Origin of the sequence: Alcaligenes sp. MMA (assembly GCF_020907215.1) — a bacterium.
Taxonomy (GTDB): Bacteria; Pseudomonadota; Gammaproteobacteria; order Burkholderiales; family Burkholderiaceae_B; genus Alcaligenes; species Alcaligenes aquatilis.
This window is the reverse complement of record NZ_JAJJPP010000001.1, coordinates 966,954-988,733: the sequence shown is the minus strand read 5'-3', so window position 1 is coordinate 988,733 and position 21,780 is coordinate 966,954. Positions and strand designations below refer to the sequence as shown.

Annotated in this window: 23 protein-coding genes; all 23 read right to left on the bottom strand. The window is 50.5% G+C overall.

From position 1 onward, the window contains the following. Window positions 1-5 precede the first annotated feature (5 nt). Window positions 6-632: a hypothetical protein gene (locus LNA76_RS04445; RefSeq protein WP_230018090.1), complete on the bottom strand. Its 627-nt coding sequence runs from the start codon at window positions 630-632 to the stop codon at window positions 6-8. Between the two features lie 81 nt (window positions 633-713). After that, window positions 714-1,055 (bottom strand): hypothetical protein, encoded by a 342-nt coding sequence (locus tag LNA76_RS04440; protein ID WP_230018089.1) that lies wholly within the window; start codon window positions 1,053-1,055, stop codon window positions 714-716. A 109-nt stretch (window positions 1,056-1,164) separates the two neighbouring features. Beyond that, on the bottom strand, window positions 1,165-1,722 hold the full coding sequence (gene radC, locus LNA76_RS04435) for a RadC family protein (protein WP_230018088.1): 558 nt from the start codon (window positions 1,720-1,722) through the stop codon (window positions 1,165-1,167). A gap of 278 nt (window positions 1,723-2,000) precedes the next feature. Beyond that, window positions 2,001-3,116, bottom strand: a complete 1,116-nt coding sequence (locus LNA76_RS04430; protein WP_230018087.1) for a DUF6094 domain-containing protein — start codon at window positions 3,114-3,116, stop codon at window positions 2,001-2,003. Window position 3,117: 1 nt separating this feature from the next. Further along, window positions 3,118-3,519 carry a hypothetical protein gene (locus LNA76_RS04425; protein ID WP_230018086.1) on the bottom strand — a complete coding sequence of 134 codons (402 nt, stop codon included), beginning with the start codon at window positions 3,517-3,519 and terminating at the stop codon, window positions 3,118-3,120. A gap of 11 nt (window positions 3,520-3,530) precedes the next feature. Then, window positions 3,531-3,866 carry a hypothetical protein gene (locus LNA76_RS04420; protein WP_230018085.1) on the bottom strand — a complete coding sequence of 112 codons (336 nt, stop codon included), beginning with the start codon at window positions 3,864-3,866 and terminating at the stop codon, window positions 3,531-3,533. 236 nt (window positions 3,867-4,102) lie between these two features. Beyond that, window positions 4,103-4,411, bottom strand: a complete 309-nt coding sequence (locus LNA76_RS04415) for a hypothetical protein (protein ID WP_125276909.1) — start codon at window positions 4,409-4,411, stop codon at window positions 4,103-4,105. 78 nt (window positions 4,412-4,489) lie between these two features. Then, entirely contained in the window at window positions 4,490-4,765 is a 276-nt protein-coding gene (locus tag LNA76_RS04410; protein ID WP_123049390.1) for a hypothetical protein, read from the bottom strand. 897 nt (window positions 4,766-5,662) lie between these two features. Further along, a complete protein-coding gene (locus LNA76_RS04405) occupies window positions 5,663-6,277 on the bottom strand; it encodes a DUF3275 family protein (RefSeq protein WP_230018083.1) in 615 nt (204 codons plus the stop codon). A gap of 412 nt (window positions 6,278-6,689) precedes the next feature. Then, complete coding sequence (locus LNA76_RS04400) at window positions 6,690-7,388, bottom strand: DUF3577 domain-containing protein (RefSeq protein ID WP_230018081.1); 699 nt, start codon at window positions 7,386-7,388, stop codon at window positions 6,690-6,692. Window positions 7,389-7,983: 595 nt separating this feature from the next. Next, window positions 7,984-8,214, bottom strand: coding sequence for a DCL family protein (locus tag LNA76_RS18030; protein ID WP_442778980.1), 231 nt, complete (start codon window positions 8,212-8,214; stop codon window positions 7,984-7,986). Window positions 8,215-8,472: 258 nt separating this feature from the next. Beyond that, window positions 8,473-9,354 (bottom strand): hypothetical protein, encoded by an 882-nt coding sequence (locus tag LNA76_RS04395; protein ID WP_230018079.1) that lies wholly within the window; start codon window positions 9,352-9,354, stop codon window positions 8,473-8,475. A 190-nt stretch (window positions 9,355-9,544) separates the two neighbouring features. Further along, window positions 9,545-10,441, bottom strand: a complete 897-nt coding sequence (locus LNA76_RS04390) for a hypothetical protein (protein ID WP_230018078.1) — start codon at window positions 10,439-10,441, stop codon at window positions 9,545-9,547. 196 nt (window positions 10,442-10,637) lie between these two features. Next, a complete protein-coding gene (locus LNA76_RS04385; protein WP_230018077.1) occupies window positions 10,638-12,650 on the bottom strand; it encodes a DEAD/DEAH box helicase in 2,013 nt (670 codons plus the stop codon). A gap of 51 nt (window positions 12,651-12,701) precedes the next feature. Next, the gene (locus LNA76_RS04380) at window positions 12,702-13,139 is read right to left on the bottom strand and encodes a single-stranded DNA-binding protein (RefSeq protein WP_003799856.1); all 438 of its coding nucleotides are present in this window, start codon (window positions 13,137-13,139) and stop codon (window positions 12,702-12,704) included. 66 nt (window positions 13,140-13,205) lie between these two features. Further along, window positions 13,206-13,643, bottom strand: a complete 438-nt coding sequence (locus LNA76_RS04375; RefSeq protein ID WP_230018076.1) for a hypothetical protein — start codon at window positions 13,641-13,643, stop codon at window positions 13,206-13,208. An 88-nt stretch (window positions 13,644-13,731) separates the two neighbouring features. After that, a complete protein-coding gene (locus tag LNA76_RS04370) occupies window positions 13,732-14,850 on the bottom strand; it encodes a PFL_4669 family integrating conjugative element protein (protein WP_230018075.1) in 1,119 nt (372 codons plus the stop codon). Window positions 14,851-14,897: 47 nt separating this feature from the next. After that, window positions 14,898-15,287 carry a hypothetical protein gene (locus LNA76_RS04365; protein ID WP_230018074.1) on the bottom strand — a complete coding sequence of 130 codons (390 nt, stop codon included), beginning with the start codon at window positions 15,285-15,287 and terminating at the stop codon, window positions 14,898-14,900. 364 nt (window positions 15,288-15,651) lie between these two features. Next, the gene (locus LNA76_RS04360) at window positions 15,652-17,265 is read right to left on the bottom strand and encodes a hypothetical protein (protein WP_230018073.1); all 1,614 of its coding nucleotides are present in this window, start codon (window positions 17,263-17,265) and stop codon (window positions 15,652-15,654) included. Between the two features lie 7 nt (window positions 17,266-17,272). Continuing rightward, window positions 17,273-17,869 carry a hypothetical protein gene (locus tag LNA76_RS04355; protein ID WP_230018072.1) on the bottom strand — a complete coding sequence of 199 codons (597 nt, stop codon included), beginning with the start codon at window positions 17,867-17,869 and terminating at the stop codon, window positions 17,273-17,275. A 6-nt stretch (window positions 17,870-17,875) separates the two neighbouring features. Next, the gene (locus LNA76_RS04350; protein ID WP_230018070.1) at window positions 17,876-18,481 is read right to left on the bottom strand and encodes an STY4526/YPO1902 family pathogenicity island replication protein; all 606 of its coding nucleotides are present in this window, start codon (window positions 18,479-18,481) and stop codon (window positions 17,876-17,878) included. Continuing rightward, window positions 18,478-20,211, bottom strand: coding sequence for a ParB family protein (locus tag LNA76_RS04345; protein ID WP_230018068.1), 1,734 nt, complete (start codon window positions 20,209-20,211; stop codon window positions 18,478-18,480). Before LNA76_RS04345 ends, LNA76_RS04350 begins: the two co-directional genes overlap by 4 nt. An 8-nt stretch (window positions 20,212-20,219) precedes the next feature. Beyond that, window positions 20,220-21,164, bottom strand: a complete 945-nt coding sequence (locus LNA76_RS04340) for a ParA family protein (RefSeq protein ID WP_230018066.1) — start codon at window positions 21,162-21,164, stop codon at window positions 20,220-20,222. Between the last annotated feature and the right edge of the window lie 616 nt (window positions 21,165-21,780).

The following is a 21,780-nucleotide window of genomic DNA, read 5'->3' as shown; positions in this document are numbered from 1 at the left end:
AAAAACTACAACTGCAAACGTAGGCGCCCTACCCTGACCCCATCAGAGATGAAATCAAGAAAATGCTCACTTAGGCTCACCCGAACTGCCTTGACAGGGCCAAGTGTGGGATACAGATCGCTGCCCATTATCTGCACAGCTTGCTGATCACGGCACCACGCCAGCACTTCTGCACGCCAATGCTCTAAAAGAGCCACCGGCGACAAGCTTTTGATCAGTTGCCAGGCACGATCATCGAGATCATGCTCCAGAGCCTCGTTAAGGCTGGCCAGGTCGCTCTCTGCTGAGTAGTGAAGAGCCCAACCGATTCGATTGGCACGGTCTGGCTCCTGTAGATTCTTGTCAAATACCCACAGTTGCCCCAGAGGACCAAACAGGTTTTGTTTAGGCAACCTGCCGGTGTGTTTCCCTAAGCGATCCACCCCGCCGACCTCCACTAAATGGCGTTGGCCATCATCATCGCGCAAGTGAAAGCGTTGTATACCGCCTTCCTTATTGCCCAACTGCATCGCAGCCATGAATTGCATCAGCGATCCATCGCGTCCATACAGTGAAACGAACAAAAAGCGACCGTCCGACTCTCGGATGCAGGCATCTGCCCAGACTTCAGGAAACTCCTCTACTTGGTACATCACCGAGCTCCATAGTTATGCGACTGGCCCCTTCCTCGCAAAAAGGAGGAAGAGGCCAGGCCGCGTCGTTTAGAGAGATGGTCAAGCCGAGCGCACGGCAAATGAGCCGTCAGCTTGATGGGTGATGTCTCGATTCCCCACGTTGTTCCAGGAGTCGCGTTGGACCTCAGTGAACATATTTGCTGGCACAGTGATTTTGAGCCGGTGCAACACCGCTTTAAAATGCTCCAGGCTCAAACCAAATGGGTTGGACTCATAAAGATTGCTATACAGATACTGATCATCGAACCCGGCCACATCCGGATCCACAAAATCCACCTGCTTTTCGATGACCAAAAAATAATTCCCCAAAGCCCTATCCCAACCTAACAGCACGGTAACGGGATGATCTTTATAGGTGGTTTCAAAGTAATGACGACTCATGACAAACTCCAGAAAATGAGTCGCAACGCCCCATAAGGGCCGCAGCGACCCCATGGGTACAGGTTAAAAACGCCCAAATGCGGGCTAAACAAACAAGAAATGACTCAAGTTACAGGTCGCCGTGCTCAGCGAACGAATAGCTAGTGGTATCGGCTGAAGGCCCGACGATCAAATGATCCAGAACCCTTACATCGATCAGCTTCAATGCTTTTTTCAGCCGCTCAGTGACTTGGCGGTCTACCTGGCTAGGCTCTAACTTTCCGCTTGGATGGTTGTGAGCCAAAATGACTGCGCCAGCATTGCTCCTGAGCACCTCTTTAACGACCTCACGAGGATAGACAGCCGTTTGATTCAGGGTGCCTCGGAACAATTCCCGATACTGGATCAGGCGAAGCTGGTTGTCTAAAAAGAAGACAGCGAAAACCTCGTGTTCTAGGCCAGCCAAACGAGCGACGGCATAGCGTTCCGCAATGCTCGGCGTTGAAATAGGAGTTCCCGAAGGCACTAAAGACACAATCGCCTCACGTGCGGCCTCCAATATCTGCCCTGGAGTCGCCAACACGTAGTGCCCATGCGCATCAGCAACATGCAGTTGCGCGGGTTCAGGCGCTGCCTGAGCGTATACAGGCGGTGCAATGGGTAAAATCGACGAATCAAAAGAAGACATGGGTATCTCCAAAAAGTGGAGACAGCCGGCCCCTTGAGGACGGATGTCCCCAAGGGATAAGACGGGCTGCTGACATGCCATGCATGACTGCAGCAGATAAGAAAAACTACCCAGGCAGTAAAAGACCACCTTGATGCGTTTACAGGGTTGAACGCATCTATAGAAACCCCTTTAGGTTTGATGAGAAGGTTTCCCCAAATGGTCTGGACCAGGCCCCTTGAGGAACCCTTCTAATGAAGGGTGAATAGCGCCACCTATTGGCACCGAGGGATAAAGCATCAGCTGATCTTTACTATCTGACCAAGCCGATGATCGGCAGTAAATTCAATGGCATTGATCGTAGGTACAAACTTATCCAGCATCGTGATGGTCTCTGAAACATTCCCCTTCTCATCCACCTCCAGGTTCTGGATGCGTTCTTTCTTCTTAAAGGTATCCCCCTTAATCAGAAAAATTCGCCCGTCTTTGGATTCAATGCAGCCAGTCTCCTGTCCGGCTGCCAGCGCAAGCGCCAGGTGCCATTGAGTCATCGTACGAAGCGGCCTTCTGTGACTGGTCCGCACCTGAGAGAAATGAACATCAAAGCCTTGCCACAACAGGCTCGCTTTCCATGTATTGAGCTCGTCTTTCAACTGGGCGGCATCGATTCGCACCGCATGAAAGTCAAGCTCCGCATCAGCTGCTGGCACCTGGTAGGGCTCATCATCCCAGACCTCTGGCAACACTTGATCTACGAACTCTCCGGCCTGAGCCTGCGCAAGCCAATCAAGAACGCTTTTACGTGGATGTGTGCTTCGGATTTTGGTCCCGAAGATCACACATTGTTTGAATTGCTGCTCGGGGGCCATAAAGAACCGTAAATTTTCGAAATTACGGGCCAAAAATGTCCGGATCTCAGTATCTAAGGCGTAGTACGGAATGATGTAGATAAGCACCCCACCCTCAACCAGGAATGATGCCGTTTTCTTTAAGAACGTGCGCTCCAGACGCTCGGCTTTGTCAGAATCAGCGTTGGCCAGGTTCGCCGCATCACTGATCCCAAACCCGTAAGGAGGATTCAGAAACAGTAGGCCAATACTGCGAGCCTTAACCACGACGTCATGAAAGTCCGCGTGAATAACTCTACCCAAGAGGGTTTTCGCGTGCCAGGCTCGTTCTTTATCGAACTCAACACCGAGAGCCTCAATGCTTACTGAGTCCTCACCGGCACGCTCCTGTAGGCCAAGACGGATATCAGCCAGCGCCGCCCCTTCCCCGCAACATGGGTCAAGCAAGCGCATTGGTCTTGATGCTGGCATGAGAAAGTGTTGAATCCGCTGCAAAGTCTCATCATCGGTCGGGTAGTACCCGGCTTTGACGAAGTTACGTGCCAAGCGAGTGAACAAAAGAGCCATGTCACGCCTCCTGAGCATCAACGAGTGAGATTTCACGACCGAACACCAGACCTGCAGTTTCGGGCGATGGCTCACCATTTTGAGAAATCCACCAACTGGGTGGTTGAAGTGGGTAAACAAGCAGCCCAAGGTATGGACCTTGTGAGGCAAAGCACACAACTTTGCATTGGCCAATGCTGTTGAACCTGACCATCACAGTGTCGCCAATGGCTGGAATAGGTTCCGGCCCGGTCCAGATCAGTCGATCATCGGTACGGTTTCTATCAGTGGTGTACAGCGGTAAGGTGAAATAGCGGACAACGATCATTGGATCTCCGAAAAAAGACGACGAGAGACCCAGACGGATCGTCCCGCCGGGAAAGTTGAAAGAGAAAAATACAAACCCACCAGGATGGGTTTGCATGGATTAGAAGATCAGTACTCCGATGGCAATGTCAGCATGGTGCTGGATCGATCCCATTCTGTAATGATCCAGATCTTGAGCTGGTCATTGACGCGATACGACGACATCAGTCGCCCTCCACACGCTAGGGACCGTTGATTAAATCGCCAATCTTCGTGGCACAGATCCCCCCAATCACCAACAGCATGACGGGCCAAGTATTCGCAAGCGTTGAGTGTGCCTGCTTGATCCAGCCGGGTAACGCCTTGCGTCGCCACAATCACGCCAAGAGGAAAGCGCGGCAACACGCCGGCAAGTTGTGAAAGGTCGAAAGATTCTCTGCCCAAAGGTTGAGTCTGCTCAGTCATAGTTGGCCTTATAGAGAATACGCAGGCCAAACCCATGCGGGCCTATGCCCGCATGGGTAGATAAAGATGAAAGGTGAAGTCAGAGCAGCATTCGCCGTTCTGTTGTGCTTTCAGAATTGAAAAGAAAAGCGAATGTCACCAGGCCTATGAAAGACCTGGCATACATTCGCTAACTTGGAGGAGCACACTCCTCATAGGGACACACCGAGGTGTGCGGAAATGACCGCGTGCTAACGCTAGTGCATGAACAGCTTCATGCCGCTTAAGATCAAACCGGCAAACCCAGCCAACATCAAGCCAAGACGGATGGTCATATCCCGCTTAGTCACCTCGATGTCTTTTCTGGTCACCTCAATGTCGTGCTTCAGCTCAGTGCGAAGCGCGGCAATGTCGTGTTCAACCTTGGCTGTCCACTTCTCCAGCACCTGATCAAGTGTGAGTGCCATAGCACCCTCCATTGCGATGGCCACCTTTTCGGCAACCTCTTGCTTCATACCGGCATCAACCAGGCCCTGCCGCAGCAGGAACAAGTCAGATGAGCTCATTGACATATAGTACCCCTTAAAAAATCAAGGGGGCTATCACCCTCAGAGGGTCAAAGCCCCCAAGGGTTCGTTAAAAAATCAAGCGGCTACTTCTGTAGCCCCAAATCGCAGCCAATGAAGTGCTTGCAGACGCTGCTTAAGATCACCTGGCAAGCGCTGGGCCAAATCTTGTCGAACAGAGCAACCTTGAACCAAGCGTACGAACGAGCACACCTGCGCGGGTGCCAACTCATGCCGAACCGCCAAAAACTGTTCAAAGCCCTCTTCATTCGCCTGGGAAAGCCAGTCATTAAAGATGGAATGCAGACTCTTACGCTGAGCCGTCGTGATAGGAAAAAAAATCAGTTGAGCCATGATCGTCTTCCAAAAAATGGGGACGACCAGACCCCAAGGGACACGGTGTCCCCCATGGGGTAAGGTAAAAAATACTAACGGTTCAAAGCCAGAGAAGTCTTGCTTTCATCGTCAGTGCGCCAAGAGCAAAGCTCAGTACGGCTAATTGGAGAGTAGAGAACTTCCGACTTTTCTGAGCCAAAGAAAATCTACATTGTTCGACCATCAGATCGATCATCAGACGGGTATTAACAATTTTTAAATCGAGGATTTCTAACCTTAGGTTTCGATATACATGATGATAAACATCAGGCCTGGGCGATCGCGGAACGGCGGCCTCAGTGGTGGCGACTTGAACAGGGCTAGGAAGCTCTATGTCGGACATCCTCGAGACTGGTTGCGGCATAGGATTCATACTTACGGTCTCACATAAAAATATGCAGGCCAGCCCCATGTGGGCCTAGACCCGCACGGGTTACAAAAGTATTGGTAAAAATAATATCCAAGCGGCCATAACCGCTTTGGCACGTTTGCAGGATTGAACGTACCTCGAAACCTTTTTTGGTTTAGATCAAAAGGTTTCCCTAGTAGTCCGCATCTACGGCTCACCAGGGAACCCTTCTGGGCTCCATACGGGCTTTAATGACGTTTAAAAATGCTACCTCCTCGCCACCTCCTCTCGATCAAAGGTGCGCGTCACCGACATGGAGGTCCAGGTGACGAATGAAACGGCGCGCAAGGTACGTGGCTGATTTTGCTATCACCAGCTCCGGCTTAGCGCAAAAGCTGCGGGCGCATAAGGACGCCGCCTCCCAGATTCAACGATGCACCAATGCACAGTGCGGTCTGACTCATGGTCTCGATAGCATCAAGAGCATGAGACAAACCGCCACCTTTGGGCGGTTTAAAAATGAAGGTTTACTGGGCAAACCAGAGTTGTTGTTTTGCATCGAAACGGTAGCCATGTCGTTGGCCAAGTTCAGCTGCTTGCCGTCGTAGCAGCGCACGTTCTACAGTCGCATCAAGTTTGATGGGGTCTCGGTTGGCAATGGCTCGGAGCATTTCTGCGTCAAGCAACCCATCGTGTTCTCCCTGCGTAGACTCTTGTGGTCCAGAACCCAAAGACCCTGACTGGGGCTTCCCACCTTTATTAAAGTGGCTAAAGTCTTTTGCGGTAGATGGCGGGGGGACTGACTTTTTAGATGCTGCAATCCGTACAGGTCGTTGCTCGTCAATCGGGTCCGGTTCAGGTTGCTCCTGGGCAGTCGATAATTCGGCCTGGCTCTCAACTTGCAAATCGTGCAAACGCGCACGAATTTCCGTCACACCTTTACCAAACGCGATGTATTGCGCCAGATAGATTTCACTAATCCACACAGTTGCCTGGTACTCGCCTTCCTCAAACTGATCAAGGAGTGGGTCTTTGACCTTGAACTCACCAAAGGCAGTTGAGAGGTCTGCAACGCAGAACGCACCATTTCGACTTTGTCGAATCCGCTTTACACGCAGTTGCGCTCCATCTATACGGATCATCGTGATCTCCTTCATAAAGACAGGGAGACCACGTCCAACCGGAAGAGATCTCCCGGTGGGGTGTGAAATGAAAGTACCCGTGCAGCTTACGCCGGACGGGTACAGGGGGGCTTAAATGGTGGCTATCCAACTTGCGATCAGATAGTACTTTAGAGCACGTGAGGTTCCTGTTTGAACGTGCAATTCAACGGACGTACTCGTGTGAGATGTACCCCAACTCTATACAGAGCGTTCACGTTTCAGGGGTTGACGTGTCGTGCCCGAAGGCGACCAGGTTATTCAAGTGACACCTGAAAACACTCGCAAAACAGAATCAGTTTAGTCGCTAATTTTCGCAGCATCAAGAAAAAGAAAACCCTCGCGCAGCCCCGAATGGGGACAGAAACGAGGGTTTTGATGAAGCGTTAAGCGGTTAAGCAACGCTCTGATGGGCATAGCTTGCAGCGTATTGAAGCGCACTACTTGCTCCATACCCTGCTTGATATGCAGCGGCACCTTGGTTCACGGGCACTGGAGTGCTGTTGAACTTCGGAGCTACTTTATCTTGAGCGTTTTCCTGTGGTGCTTTATTTTCAAACCGTTCCTGCTCTGGCACAGCCGGAGAGAACTCGTCATCGGTCGAGAAGCCCTGCAAAGGAGTGTCGTCCTGAAAAGGAACGTCATCCATGCTGCGCTCTTCTTGCGATGCACGCCGGAAAATATTAACGCCATCAACAGTGACGCTGTTAATCAATAACAGACGTCCTTTGATAAGTGCGGCAGGCTCTTGCTCGCCAGTTGCACGACCTTTTTCATCTCGCAGGTTGCGCATGTAGGAATGGGCGTAAATATCACCTACTCGGAACGAGACAAAAACCTTGCGTTTAGCCTCGACATCCCCCATGAGCTTTTCCACCATTTCGATGGCTTCGCTCCCCGAGACCCGGAGGTCAAAGTAGGTGTAGTCAGGCTCATCTGCATTTCCACGCATGGCAGAAATCGAGCAAGAGAGAAAAGGCTTTGCTTTGCGGCCAGAACCCTTGGTTTCAACCCAACGAATACGGTTCAGATAACCGACACCGTTAACGTGAAGATTGAAGTGGTTGGAAGTTTGAGTGGAAGCGGTAGTCATGATGGTGAACTCCAGAAAAATGGACTGGAGGAACACGCACCCACCCAAAAGCCGAATGGCCTGGACAGGGAAAGCGGGTTCCCTGTCCGGGTAGCAAAGAAGAAGATGTACTCTGGTACGGCCCGAGAGGATCAGTACGTGCGTCTTTCAAGAGTTGAGACGCCGCTGTGGGGTGCCATATGGCGATTCACGTGAGTAAATTATCAATGCGTAGCGATAAAGTCAATAGCACGAACTATATACATTAACTCACGCCTGCTCTGGCAAAGACTGCCTGGTTAGGTCTCTACACCCGCAGAGCGTCCGCTGCCGACGAAAACCTGAAATTCAGTAGACGCCACTCACTCCCTAATTTACAGCGGAAGCCGACGGGAATCCGGCAAATCGCTCTCGGCGAACTGCCAAACACAGATTTTCATTCGCCGCCTAGCTTCAATGCGTACAACATTCTCCAGCCTGTTTCAGGTTGAGTGTTGCGTTCAATCCCGCACACCGTATTACAGAAGCTCCCGCAATCTGGAAGCATGCGCGCAATGACAGCCGATGTAGGTGTCTGGGCTATCACTTTCATTGCCATGAGCGAGTGTGGGTAATGCTATTTCGCATAACTTCCGTGGATGGCACCGGTAATGGAAAGCTTCTCAGTCGTCCCATCAGGACGATTCACCCAGAAGCATTTCGTGCCGAACCCAGCGGTTCGAACACTAAAGCCGGTAATGCCGCAGCCGATTCTTTCAGTGGCATTTGGATAGTGCTCCAGCGCCGCCTGTAGAATCACTGCGTCATGGACGTTGACTAGATTTCCAACGTCATATCGGTGGAGCATCGCCTTTAAATATTTGACGGCATCCCCCTTTCCTGTTGAGCTGCAATGGACATAGAGCAATGGTCTTTCCGGGCATGTGTAACCTCCAGTTCAGTAATGGTCTTACATGTCTATGTCGCCAAATAGCTTGAGACGTTCGCTAACCTCGCGAATGATAAGGGCTGGGACATCCATAATCTAGAGTTGACCCACACGCTTGGCGACTGGTTGCTACCAACCATAAGCGGATTTCTAAACTACTAACGCCAAATTTAGAAGTCACTGCTGAAATGGTGTTGGATCCATAATGTATTCATGTATGCCACCATGAACTCCTTGAGAGACAAGACAATGCGGCTTCTCGTGTGGAATTATTCCAAACTCAAGTTGTCCTACGTCCATGTCAGGGATAAATGGAGAGAAAAAAAGCACTCTATTATGGAACAGAGAAATTTCCCCATTTATCATGGCTGGCGTTAGCGCACCTCTCATCTGAGCAAACTTCTCAGAAGCGCTGAACGCAATTGAGTAGGAATTGAGAAAATCATATTCTCGGTATGGTATCGCCGTATCTAACTCACTCTCAAGCGCCAAGCCCCTTCGGAGAAATATATTGTCGTCACTTAGATTGTCACTATCTGAATGATAGCTCTTCCAACCCTCAAAATGACGATAGATCATTTGATCATTAACGGTCAAAATAGCAGCGATAGACTTAACAGTGATGAGCGGCTCTACATCTAATGGTAGATCTTGACTCTGTACAAACTGATCTCGGTCCATTGAGTTTCCGGCCAATGTGGATAAATAGTCATATACCGACCTTTTTAAACAACGAGCCCTTCCATTTTGGCGTAAACGCTTGCCATCAAACCAATCCTCAGCAACAGTTTGGCAAAAATCATCGAACTCCTTGTCGCTAATTTTTCCTTTTAATTCATTAGCAAATTCTTCACGGAAGCAATCTTTTTCTTCAATGAAATAATCAAAGAAATCGGCATTAATTTCGTTACCATCGACCAATTTTATTCCTTGATTGTTCGGGCTGCGCTCAATTGCTGTTCCCTCCGCGTGAGCAGCAACAAGGAAACGCTCCATGAACGCCGCCGATGTATTGTACTGCGGCAGCAAAAATGTCTCGATAGCAGAGTTAGATTTCATCGTAATTTCCGAAAATTAAGCTAAAAACTGATCTCGGTATTCAGATCGGTTTGGATACCAGTCTAAGCCTATTGTTATGGCCAAATTTAAATATAGAGCCAGCAACACTCCAAAACATATCCAGTGCACATAATTAGTTACAATAAGACTAGCCCCTAAATAGACAGCCGTATTTTCAGAATATATACAATCAACTTTTATTTTTTTTTAATAAATTACAAACATACAGCGACTCCATTACAAAAACCGAAATATTTCTTATAATATTCTCAATCTCATCGTCAATAATTAAAAAACCATCAGAATTAATTTGATTTTCATACCTTAAAAAAGAATTAGAAATCTCAGAAATGGATAGTACGCAATCACTATTCTCCCTTAATTGTTTTAAAAAATCCTCAGATCTTCTATAAAATGATTTTTTTGCTGTTTTATCATAAAAACCATTTGCATGGGTTATCTGATTTCTAATTAAGTTTAAAATACCCCACAGAGCACTCAAAGACTTAATATTGGGTATCACCTTACTTCTTTTATGCAGCTCTTTTTCAAAACAATCATAGACATCGGACATCGAAATAATCTCCCTTAGACAAACATCAATTACCTCGGATCCTTTTATAAATTTGTTTGTTGGTTTTATCAAATCTATATATATTTTTTTCAAACTATCTTCCAACAAAAAGAAATAGTTTAAAAAAGCCGATAGATTCAACCCTCTCAGTATCATCTCTCTATTGGACAAAGAATATTTTTTGGCATTTTCCGTAAAAAAATCAGTTGCAAAAACTCTCTCTTCCGTTTCTTGAACAGTCTCACCAGGATCAACTCCCATAGAGAAACATAACAAAGGATAGATTTGCCTTTTTTTCACAGCCCCAAGAGAAATGCTCTTAATTAACTCATCTATATTTTTATCAAAATCCTCTTCATTAATATTTTCGAAATTTTCAGAATCAAAACTCCCCTGTGACATTATTGCAGTAACAGTAATCAGAGAATATTGAACCAAAAATAGTTCATAATATGAAAAAACTCCTTTCTTTGGCTTCAAAACATCAACAAAACCACTTTGTAATAATATCATTTAACACCATCCCAAATATTTTATTTTCAGCCGAACTTGCAAAACTCAGCCTTCAAATATCAATCGCACAACAACCCTACTGCAAACCGAAAATCAATTTTTTGGAGAGCCATTAGATTTAACCAGAGATTGTTTCTCAAATCAATTCTAAGTCAATTAGCTTTATAGAAACTCAAATCCACTAAGACAATTAATTTTAAACATGTTCCAACGCGCCTGACTCGCCATGCATCCACCGCTGTAAGAAAGCGTCCGTTATCGCAGCGTCTTCATTTTCTTGCAGCGTCGTTACAGCCTCCACAACATCAATCTCTGTCTCACGTTTGCCCTCCAGGATCTTCCACACGGCTTCGTCAATCGTGTCAGGTATCAGGGGGACAATAATAATCACATCGCGCTGTTGGCCCAGCCGGTATGCCCTATCCTCAGCTTGGCGCATAAGTGCGGGTGTCCAGGGCATAGAAGCAAAGGCCACGTAGTTAGCAGCGGTCAGAGTAATCCCAACACCCGCTGCCATCGTAGTGCCGATAAACACCCGGACCTCGGGATCATCCTGGAACGTGTCGATGGCCTTTTGCCGCTTCATTGCAGAGTCAGCCCCAACCAGACGCACAGCCTTGATACCAGCGGCCGTAAAGGCATCATGCATGGCATTGACCGTGCTCATGTACTCGCAAAAGATAATGATCTTATCTTCAGCCTGCAGACCTTCCACTGTTTCGATCAAGAAGGGTGTCTTGAGCGTTTCCAGGCATTGGCGTAGCTTGGTGATCTTTGGCATGGCCATTAGGCTCATGTCATCGTAAATCTCTTTGTAAGCCGCCAAGCCTTCGCTGGGCGAGATGTAACGGACTGAATGGGTCTTGGCGCCTAGGTCAAGCACGTCCTTTCGCCTGCGTAGCATCCAACCGCACAATGCACGGGCTAATGCGGCTCGACGTTCTCGCGAACCCGTAAAGGTCTTGCGGAACTCCTTCAGTTCCATACGGCCAAGTGGGTGGCCGGTAAGTCGCAAGAGCGTGTGCAACTCAATTTCTCGATTTAGAAGCGGCGTGCCAGTTACAACGTATCGCTTCGGAATGCGCGTAGCCATAACAAAGGCATTGCGCGTACGTCCGGATTTATGCTCCTTAAGGTAATGCGCTTCATCAATAGCCATCGCCCCAAACTCAAGCCCAACCTCTCGCACCAGGCCGCCTAACCGCTCATAGTTTGCAATGACCCACTGACAACCGTACAAGGTCGAAATCCGATCATCCCCGGCAAAGCCGACGATAGCATCGGGGTACACGGCGTGGATTTCGCGTTCCCAGTTGATACGCAAAGAGGCGGGACAGACAATAAGCACTCTACCCTGCCCTGCAGCTAGACGAGCACCCACAACAGTCTGGCGGGTCTTGCCTAGGCCCATATCATCGCCCAAGCACGCACCAGTTTGACCGGCTAGGTGACGGACACCATCGACTTGATAGTCCCGTAATCCTGCGCCCACAGCGATCGCAGCCAGCACTGCTTCATCGATGTCGACTGCGTTGCTCTGCTCCAGGTCGGCAGACAAAAAACCCGCTCCATCCACATCTTGGGCGGGGCCGCTTTCCCCTTGCTCTGGGGTCGCGGCAGGCACCTGGATGGGCGATTCGTCCGCGCTCGCGGACACCAACTCTTCGAGTACGACGGGCTGCTCGTGCACGAACGAGAACTCAGACGCAACGCCAGCTAGGTCACGCAGCACCTGCTGAATATGCGCCACACCACCACGCATTTGCCAGGCAGCGGCTGGCTTATGAAATCGCCCTTGTAGCGCCCGCATTGCACGAATGCACAACCCATCATAGGAGAAGCTGACAGCATGTTGGCCATGGTTGAGCTCGCCTCTGGCCAATTCAAAAATCTGGACGTCGAGCAGTTGGGTAAAGTAATCAGGCGCTGGTGCGCTTATAGCCGCTTTTAAAAGTGCAGACGTTCCCTCAAAGTCAACGTGCTCACGCTGATAGAGCGCCTGCAACCACGCCAGGGCATGGTCTGCACTGCCCTGCTCCAGTACCCACATCCGTCGTCCAGGACACCACCATGCCCCAGCTTTAGATAACCGGGCAGCCATTCCTGAAATATTGAATAACTGTAGCCCAAGCCTACGACCATCAAAAACAGCTTGAATCAGTAACTCAGGAGGCTTAAGCGAGATTGGGGCAATATTCAACGGCAGCACCTCACTTTCATAAACCCTCCATATCCATGAACATTGCCCCTATCTTGTTGATCAAGCAGGCACATCCTCCTCCGACGGCTCATCTTGATCACGAGCTGCCGCAGGCCGGTTTGCTTGTTTGTAGGTGATCGACTCAATGCGAGTGAGCTGCAGGGCTACATCCTCAGCGACAATCTTGATGACTTGTACCTCGGCATTCGTGGTCTCATCTTTGGCAAAGAAGTCGCGCTCCTCGCCAATAACCAGCACGCGTGCACCCTTGCGCAAGAACTGTGCGCACGCCTCGGCCTTGCTGCCGTAGATCTCGACTTCGCGCCAGAACCCCCCGATCTGCCCCACTTCGCCGGTAGCCTGATCCACCCCATAACGCCCAAAATACACACGCATACTGCACACACTAAACTCTTCCCCCGAATTGTTCTTACGAGGGATACGTTTCAAGGTGGGTGAGTCGCCCAGGTTGCCCTTACCAATAAACAGGTTCTGCATATCAACTCCTTTCGGTGAAAAACAAACGACTTGACCATATGGTCGGATTGCCCTGCATTAACTGGATCACGTCCCACTTCGGCTCGGAATTGACCTGGCAAAAGTGGGCACGTTGCGTTGCTGGCTCAGTAACTTCAGTTCACGTACGAGTCCGCGCAATTTGAGGTGTTGCGAATTGAATTCTTGTGCCTGGGCATTAGCGTGTTCGTACCACTGCCGCAGCACGGTCGGTAAGACCGAATATCTTGCGTGCGCCTCTTCCCATGACAGATGCTTTCTTGTGCCAATCTCTCGCCAACGCAGAGCCATATAGCCATCCGCTTTACGACGGTGCTCGGCCAGATACATGGAATAGCCAGCCACTTTCTTTGTGGCAGAGCAGAGCGCGACCATGTCTGCTTCAACCTGGTCAACTTGCATGAGATGGTGGCGCAGCGACTGGGCGGTGCCCCTACCCGTAAAGGGCTTTGTGTCAATCACGCTCTGACACGTTTCGTTCTCCAAGGTCCTCCTTGCCCACTCAACCACATTGACACGTAGACTTCGAGTTCGCTTCGTCATCCTTTCGCCCTTTCCTCACAAAACCCTTTCTTCACACCAAGCCTGAATCGGCATCCTGAAACTCGCCGGCTTCGCGCTGTGCTTCAGCTTCAGCCAGTTGCACACCGACCGACTGCAACAGGCTCCTTTCCTTCTCAGTCAATGTGTACCGGCGTCGAGAATGGCGTGGTTGCAGCTTGGCGGTAAACACATCGGCAGGCACCATGCCGAATACTTCACGCACGAACTCCACCCGCTGCTTGCCCTCTTCTGAAGCATGTTCTGTAATAAAGTCCAGCCGGGACAGCGCATTGATGTCTGGCTGCATGAGCCAACGTGAGAACCTGGCGACCTCATTGAACACGCGACGAATAAAGCGGGTCATTTCCGTGATTGAGCGGCGCATCTGCTGATCGCTTAAGAGCGTCTTGCGACCCAGGGTCTTTTGCAAACGGATGAAGTAGTCGTAATCAACAATCAAACGGCTGATGCTGTATCCGTAGGGGGATCGGAACCCCAGCTGCAAAGACTGCGGTTGGGCAGACTTCAGCACGGAATAACTCAACCCTCGTTGCTGCTGGCTAGACAGCAAAGTCTCGGCAGTCTTGATCTCCTCTTGCAGCCGCTCATTCACTTCTTCCATGGATTGCTCATGACGCAACAACGACCAATCGGCATAGGGATTGTCATTGCCCGTCAACAGCCATAAGCTGCGCAACGAACTGGCGACACGGCGACCACCCACAATAGGCGCCACATCCGATCCAGGCTCACGAGCACGCCCCATAAACAGCCTGAACGCTTCTTTGGTATGCAAGGTCATCAGATCGTCTTCTGAATCGACCAGAGAGCCCAAATCATCCATGGCAAAGAACTCGGCTGGTTTGACGTCAGGATCAGAACCCTTGCGTGTGTGGAACTTGGCCTGCATACGAGCCAATTGATCTTTGCGATCCTCCAGCTCGATATACCGTTCATAAAGAGGATCATCCTCACGCATCGGCCCTGCCATATACGCGGCCAGCAAGGCTTCTTCGCCAGTGATCGAATACCCATCAGTGAAGGGGGAGTTCTCCTCTGTAGAGAACCCAATAAGAGACTTGGGTGCGGGAATGGCAGCGGGCTTGTCGCTGGATTTGAGTCGTGGCTGCTTATCAGTCGAAGTAGGCATAGGTAGTCACTGAGAAGAGAAAAATGAATGGGTGGTGATGGACATCATCAGACCGTCGAGCCCTTGAAATCTGCCAGCGGTGTTGCATTGACAGCATCCAGAAACGGGAACGTATTGGCACGGAACCCAGGCAACATGCCGCTCAAAGGATCTTGATTGAGGAATTCCAACAAGGCGTCACTGTTGAGTGTGACCAAGGTGCGGTAATTGGGCTGCGGCATCACGTTAATAAGCCCCATAGATTCCAATCTTTTCAATGAACGCTGCACCTGCTTAGGTGACACTTGCCCACGCAATGAATCCAAGGCCATCTTGACCGCTGAGGTTTTGACTTGACGTTTGTCTCCATGATCTTGCAAGACGGTATGTAAAACTAAGGCATCGCTGTATTTGCAGATGCGATGCAAAAGATGAACAAACAATTGTTCGTTAGTCATAGAAGCGATCTCCTGATTCTGTTGAGGACATTGAGACAAAATGTCCTACCTCCCACCCGGTGGGGATTAAGACAAAATGTCCTACCTCCCACCCGGTGGGGATTGAGACAAAATGTCCTACCTCCCAACCGTTGGGGATTGAGACAAAACGTCCTACCTCCCACCCGGTGGGGATTGAGACAAAACGTCCTACCTCCCACCCGGTGGGGATTGAGACAAAACGTCCTACCTCCCACCCGGTGGGGATTGAGACAAAACGTCTCACCTCCCAACCGTTGGGGATTAAGACAAAATGTCCTACCTCCCACCGGGTGGGGATTGACGCAAAACGCGTTACCGAAGGAAGCGCGGGCCAGCCAAGCTGTCATGGCAGCTTCCTTATGGTCTGCACTTGCTGGCGCAACTGAGCAAGGGCCTCCTCTTTCGTCATTGGAGGCAGATTTGTCGTCAGGTTTGCATTGAGAGCCTTGATGTGCTCTTGGACGGCGTCTTGAGCATGTCGATTTTGTTCACGCTGGCTTGCAATGCTTTGCGCATATGCCAGTTGCACACGACCGGATTCCAAACCGACTCGCAGCGAATGCAAATAACCAGGAGGATTTGCGATGTGCTTGCCTGGATTGCGCAACTGGCCTTCCAACTCATCAAGCAAACTCTGACGATGCTCTGGCTTGGCAATGGACAGAACCTTGCGCACAGCCTCATGCCATTGCTTGCCAAGCACATTGGGTAAGCTGATATCAACCTCGTCGTTTTGAAAATTCAAATCATCACGACGACATCCCGCCAACTCAACCCTGGCATCGGACTTATCCCCTGCAGACACTGGGGCAATGGCAGGTCTTGTAGTTGTTTGAAGAGATATTGTTGTATTGTTGTTTCGCGGTTTGGGCAGCTTAGTTTCGCGTTTTGGGCAAGTTAGTTTTGCGGTTTGGGCAACCGGGCGAGTTGTGAGGCTGCCTGTTTTTGCGAGTTGTCCACAAGCCGCACCATGACTCGCTGAGGTCTGAGCAAAGAGGCGTCCAGGATTCATGCTGGCAGGGTCACGCAGTGCGTGCTGGACAGTTGCGTTCGCTCGTGCTGCGCCAGCACTATCCAAATCAAAAAGCGGCCTTTGTGACTGCGTGCCTGCTCCAAATAGTTTGCTGGATCGTGATGGCGCAGACTTCAGCTCATTCACAGCGACAGGTTTGGCTATCGGTGTCAGCTTCGGGGCTTCAGTAAAAGGCGGAAGATTTGATGAATCAGCGTTGAGTGGGAACTGTTCCTGCCCGTGCAACAAAGGACATAAGGCCAACAAATTAATCCGTATGCGATTACCTGACTCCTGGACTAGGCCCATTTGTTTCAGGCGATCTCGGGCATTGCGTTGTGTTTTGCTGGTTAAGCATAGGGCGTTGCGAATCGCCTGTTGAGACAGCGTAAACTCACCCTGGATGCTTCGGCTGTATTTGAGAACATGCCGTTGCTGAATCAGCAGATACGAGAGGTACAAGCCAGAGGCCACATTGCCCGCAATATCTGCCAAGGGTCGATAAAAGCTCACATATCGTTTAAGCAATGGCGCAAGCTGGGCCCAGTTTGCTTTCTGATCAACGACCGAGATTCCCAGGCAAGAAGCGAGACGATCCAGGTTGATACGGTAATGGAGTTTGGCCGGTTTACCGGCCAACTTTTCCTGGATTAACGAATGTTGGACAAGTAAGAGTCGGGCACTCTCTTGCTCTCGCGTACTCAACCCTGTTGCCTGCGTACATTGTTTTGCCGTCAGAAAGAACCAGCCATCACGATTTTTATAGTGGACGGCAGTATGTCTGGCCCAATAAAGCGCGTGCCCCAAAAACAAAGCGGCTTTGAAATTGCCCAGTGTTTCAGCCAGGTTGGGGTAATACTGCACAAACCCCTGGCTGGTAAGCAACTGCATAGCCTCATCGATTAGAGACGCCGTCGTTATATCGGTATTTAATGCGGCACCCATAGCCATCTCATCCGTATCGCTTGGACAGAACGGGTTGTGATGACGATAAGCCTTGTTGTTGATGAACCTCTTTGAGCGAGTTGGCCAATGAAGCGGATGCTTGGAGAATGGCATCTGCCACAACATTCAAATGCAGACGATATTCCGGTACACGTCCAGGCCCTGATTGCTCACTCAACATGCCCAATGCGATCAAGTCACGTCGGCATGTCCGCTGTTGAGAGGCGGTAATCCCTGTGACCTGGTGACATTGCGTGGCCGACAGGCGGAACACATAATCATCATCCTGAAAGTCCTCGGGCTTGGCTTGGGCAACACGTTCCAGCACAGAAGAGAGCCATAAGCCAGTGATGACATTGCCCGTAATGTCGACATAGAGACGATGAAAACTGATTGGCGTTTGCCCCATCAAATTCAACAGCGCCGCCTGCGCCAAAAAATCCTCCCTTTGCGCATCTTTATTGTTCTGGGAACCGTCAATTTGCGAGGACGGTAAGGCCCACTCGCGCTGTGCCTGGCCACCACCATCACGCTCTGCCGGTGGCAGGGGCGCGGGATGCAGCGCAGGTGTGGAAATGGTTGGCGTAGTGATAATTTCGTCCATGTGGCTTTATCCTTGCAGTGGTGGCGTCGTCAGTTTGATTTCCAAACCAAGCTCATCATCTTCCGCAAACTCGACAATGGTTTGCTGGAGAACACTGATTCGCAGCTCAGGAAACTGTTGGTGTAAGGCATAGATTCGATCCCGGCAGGGTTGCTCAGACATCGATTGCTGAATATCGAACCAGGCTCGATGGATGGCGTCACGCACGGTGACTGGAGGCAGGGCCGTACGGCCACCAGGCTCCCCGCCGGGTCTGAGTTGTGCGCGCAAGTCCCGATACTCTTCGTGCGACAGCTTGAAATACGCACACACCATGCGACGCGAAGCGCCATGAATCACGAAGTATTCGCGTAACTTGGCGTGCTCACGACGCATATCAAGCAGGTGCAGCCCCTTGCTGATGACCTGCTCAGACAGTGAAAACCACATTTCCTGTGGTGAGTTGGCCAGATTCGTAATGTCCCGAGTGGTTCGGTAACGCAAATCATCAAGAAACTCGGGTGAATAGCCCGCCCGCAGTAGAGAGTCCATGTGCCCACCATCGATTTGCTCAATAATGTGGGCCAGCAACATGCGCCGTAACACAGGGCATTGAATGGGAATCTTATTCATGAAATTTCCTCCGTCACATCCGGCATGAACAAGGGCATAAACCCGTCCAGTTGGCGCTCTGGGTAACGAGTCCGAACCCGTTCCATATCTGTGAGCAGACGTGTGACCAACGGCCCCAATTGCTCATGCTGTAATACCAGGCTCACGCTTTGGAGCGAGAGGCTGTCAAATGCCTCGCCCAGTAACTCCTGCGCTCCTGCCTGAAACTGCTCTTCGCCCTGCTCCCAGAGCTGTCTCCAGGTAATGGTGAAACCATCAGCTTCATGCGGAATGAGTTGTGTAAATCGACGATCAAGCTGACCGGTGAGACTGACCAGGATTTTCCAGAGAGCTCTGCGGTAAATGACCAATTCTGGTTCCAGCTCAACCCCATCGACATACCCAATACCTTGTGCAGGGAAGTCCAGGTAAAAGCCAAAGAGGTGATGTGGCTGATTACTTTTAAAAAGCACATCCGACATATCGATCAGGTTTTGAAACTCGCCTAAGACCGTAAATATCGGCTGCGGGTCGAACCCTTCCCCCTCCCCGCTCAAAACCACGTTCTGCGAGACCGATGGCGAAGCTGGCAAAAAGGCGCCGCTAGAACTGTCTGGCTTACTCTTAGGCGCGGGCACACTGGCCAACATTCGGCCTAGTGGGGGCTGAGTCGGTGCTTGAGTGATTAACGGCTTGGGATCCACTGGCACCGTAGGAGTGGCTTCGATCAGCCTCAGGGTCTCAACCTCCAGGCGCGGGTTCGCCTCCAGAGCCTGGGCCATGGCCAGTAATTTCTCAGGGGCTACACCCAAGGCTTCAGCAATGGCTGCGTTGACCTCATCAAGCAACCGCGAGACCTCTAAAACCTGCTGAGCACTCTGATCTGCAGTGACAGATTGTTGGCTCATCACAGCGGCGTACTTGTGCAGGATGGTCTGTAGCGCAGTTTCAGCGACTGCTTGTTGGCCAAATTTGTCAGCCAGTTTCAGCCACTGCGAGATCTGCGGTTTCAATAGTAGGTTTACATCGCGTGTTTGCAACCAACGCCCGATCGGGGTCAGATACTCAACCGCAAAATGGAAGTTTTGCAGCATGCTCATGCCGAAATTCAAGCCACTGGCCTGACGCAACTCCCGATTCAACTCCGTGGTTGACAGTGCTTTGCCCGATTCCTTCTCGAAATGCTCCTTAAACGACTGCACTCCCTGGGCTTTCTCCCAGAACGAGATTTCGCCACGCTGCTCGTTTTCAGCTAGGTGGGCCGCAATAGTCGGCGCATCCCCTTTCCAGACCTTGACGATGACCGTCAGGCGTGCAAAGCGTTGATCGCCCTCTTCGTACAGCTCTTTCGCAATACGCAGCCGCGTGTTCCCGCCTCCGTAGACCATATAACGCAGTTGACCAGGACGCCTGGTAACGCTGATATGGTTCAGGATGCCGTTGGCCCGGATCGACGCCTTGATCTCGTCATAGAGCGGGTTTATTTCGGTACGCGGGTCAAATTCGTACCGATCAATGTCAGTAACGGCCAAATTTGAAATACTGCCATCGACCACATCCATAGGCGTCATAGCCCCCATGGCGTTCAGCGGTGGTGGCGTACCCATGAGGGAACGTTTGGCGATGTCTTCATAGTTCGATTTTTTTGAGGACACAGGGCGGGTCTCTCTTGATGTTGAGCTCAACTCAGCGTTTATGCGCAACTGCGCGGCACGCTGACTGGCGGTCAGCAATTCCGGAGTTTTAGACATGGCACGCTCTACGAGTTAGTCGTGAGCGGGCTGTCTGGCTCGTCTGACGCGGAAATAGGGACATGCAATGCCGCTAGCGCGGGGGCTAACTCATTGCGATGATTCGGAGTGAACTTATTGCTCAGGTTGGGGATCAATTCCCACAGCAAACTGTGCATGTGATCGCCCGCTCTGACCGGATCAACCCAGTGAGCAGGGACTTGAGCGGTGGCTGCTTTTTTGTACGCGACCGCTTGTGGAATCTGGGTTGCCAGCACGGTCACACGCCCACTCATCTCAATGAACTGATTGCGGATTAGGCTAGACATGGTGCGGCTATCGACTGTGTTTTCGGTGCGATTGATCACGCACTGAATGGCGGGCACCTTGTAGCCAAGATTGGAGGCAGATTCGTGACGGGCCACCAGTTTGATCGTGCCGTCAACAAACTCACGGGCCGACAGAACATCGGGTGCTACAGGTGCGAGCAACACATCCGCTGCATTGACAGCAGCGTCTTGTAGATGGCCCACCGCCCCTTGGGTATCGATGATGCAAACGTCGTACTGAGCACGGATATCCGGGTTACTCAGGGCCATCCGAATACGCACCAGGCGATCAAGCTGATTAGACAACCAGATTTGAAGGGGGCTGTCGTCACGCTGAGTGTCAGAGCACACAATATGCAAGAAACCGCCCTGCACGTTCAAACTTGAACGGTCGCCCTCGAATTCGGCTGGTGGAAATTCGACATGACTAATGCAGTCAGTGGTGAGTGCTCCCGACATCACCATTTGCGTTAAGCCATAAGGGGCTTGATGAGCCAGTTTGTAATAGCGAGTCAGAGATGGCTGAATATCAGCATCAATTAAAAGAACGCGATATCCGAAATCAGCAAGCAATCCGCCCAAATTGGCAGTTAAAGTGGTTTTGCCAACACCACCTTTAGTGGCGACAGTTGTGAACGTAAGCATTTTAAAAACCTCGTTGAAAAAGCAACGAGTTTTCTGCTTAAATTACTGTATAAAAAATACTTATAAACAGGCCCACTTAACATAAATCGACATTATGCGATATCCACTAGCAAAGTAAACACGAAGCCTTTACTTTCCCGACACAGTAATCTCGCAGAACGTCCAACCAGCCTATCTTCAAGCAAAAAGGCACTCAATACAGTCGGAATCAGGCCACTTGTCTTTGCCGCTGTGAGCTCGCAACTATACCAACAAGAGCTACAAGCGATCCTGAGCAATACGCACTTTCAATTCCCTTATATCGGAGCGCCCTTGGTGCTGGGCTCGGCGTGCCCTTTGGCATGAGATGACCACAATGAATGTTCGACTTGCGCTCAGGATCGCTACACTGAAAAAGCCCTATAGAGTCGGCATTACTTGGGCTGTCTGCTAGAGACCGGCTAAGTGCTCAGTGGCTGAGGCTTATTTTATAGACGCACTTAAGCAACATGCGTTTTTAAAAGATAGCTTGGGCACTAATTAAGAAAAACAATCTGGACGTGGTGTCAACCTGGCAAGGGCCACCCACATGTTGGGCTCTGAACCGTGTGTGTAAAGCGCAAGACCAGGCGTGCGC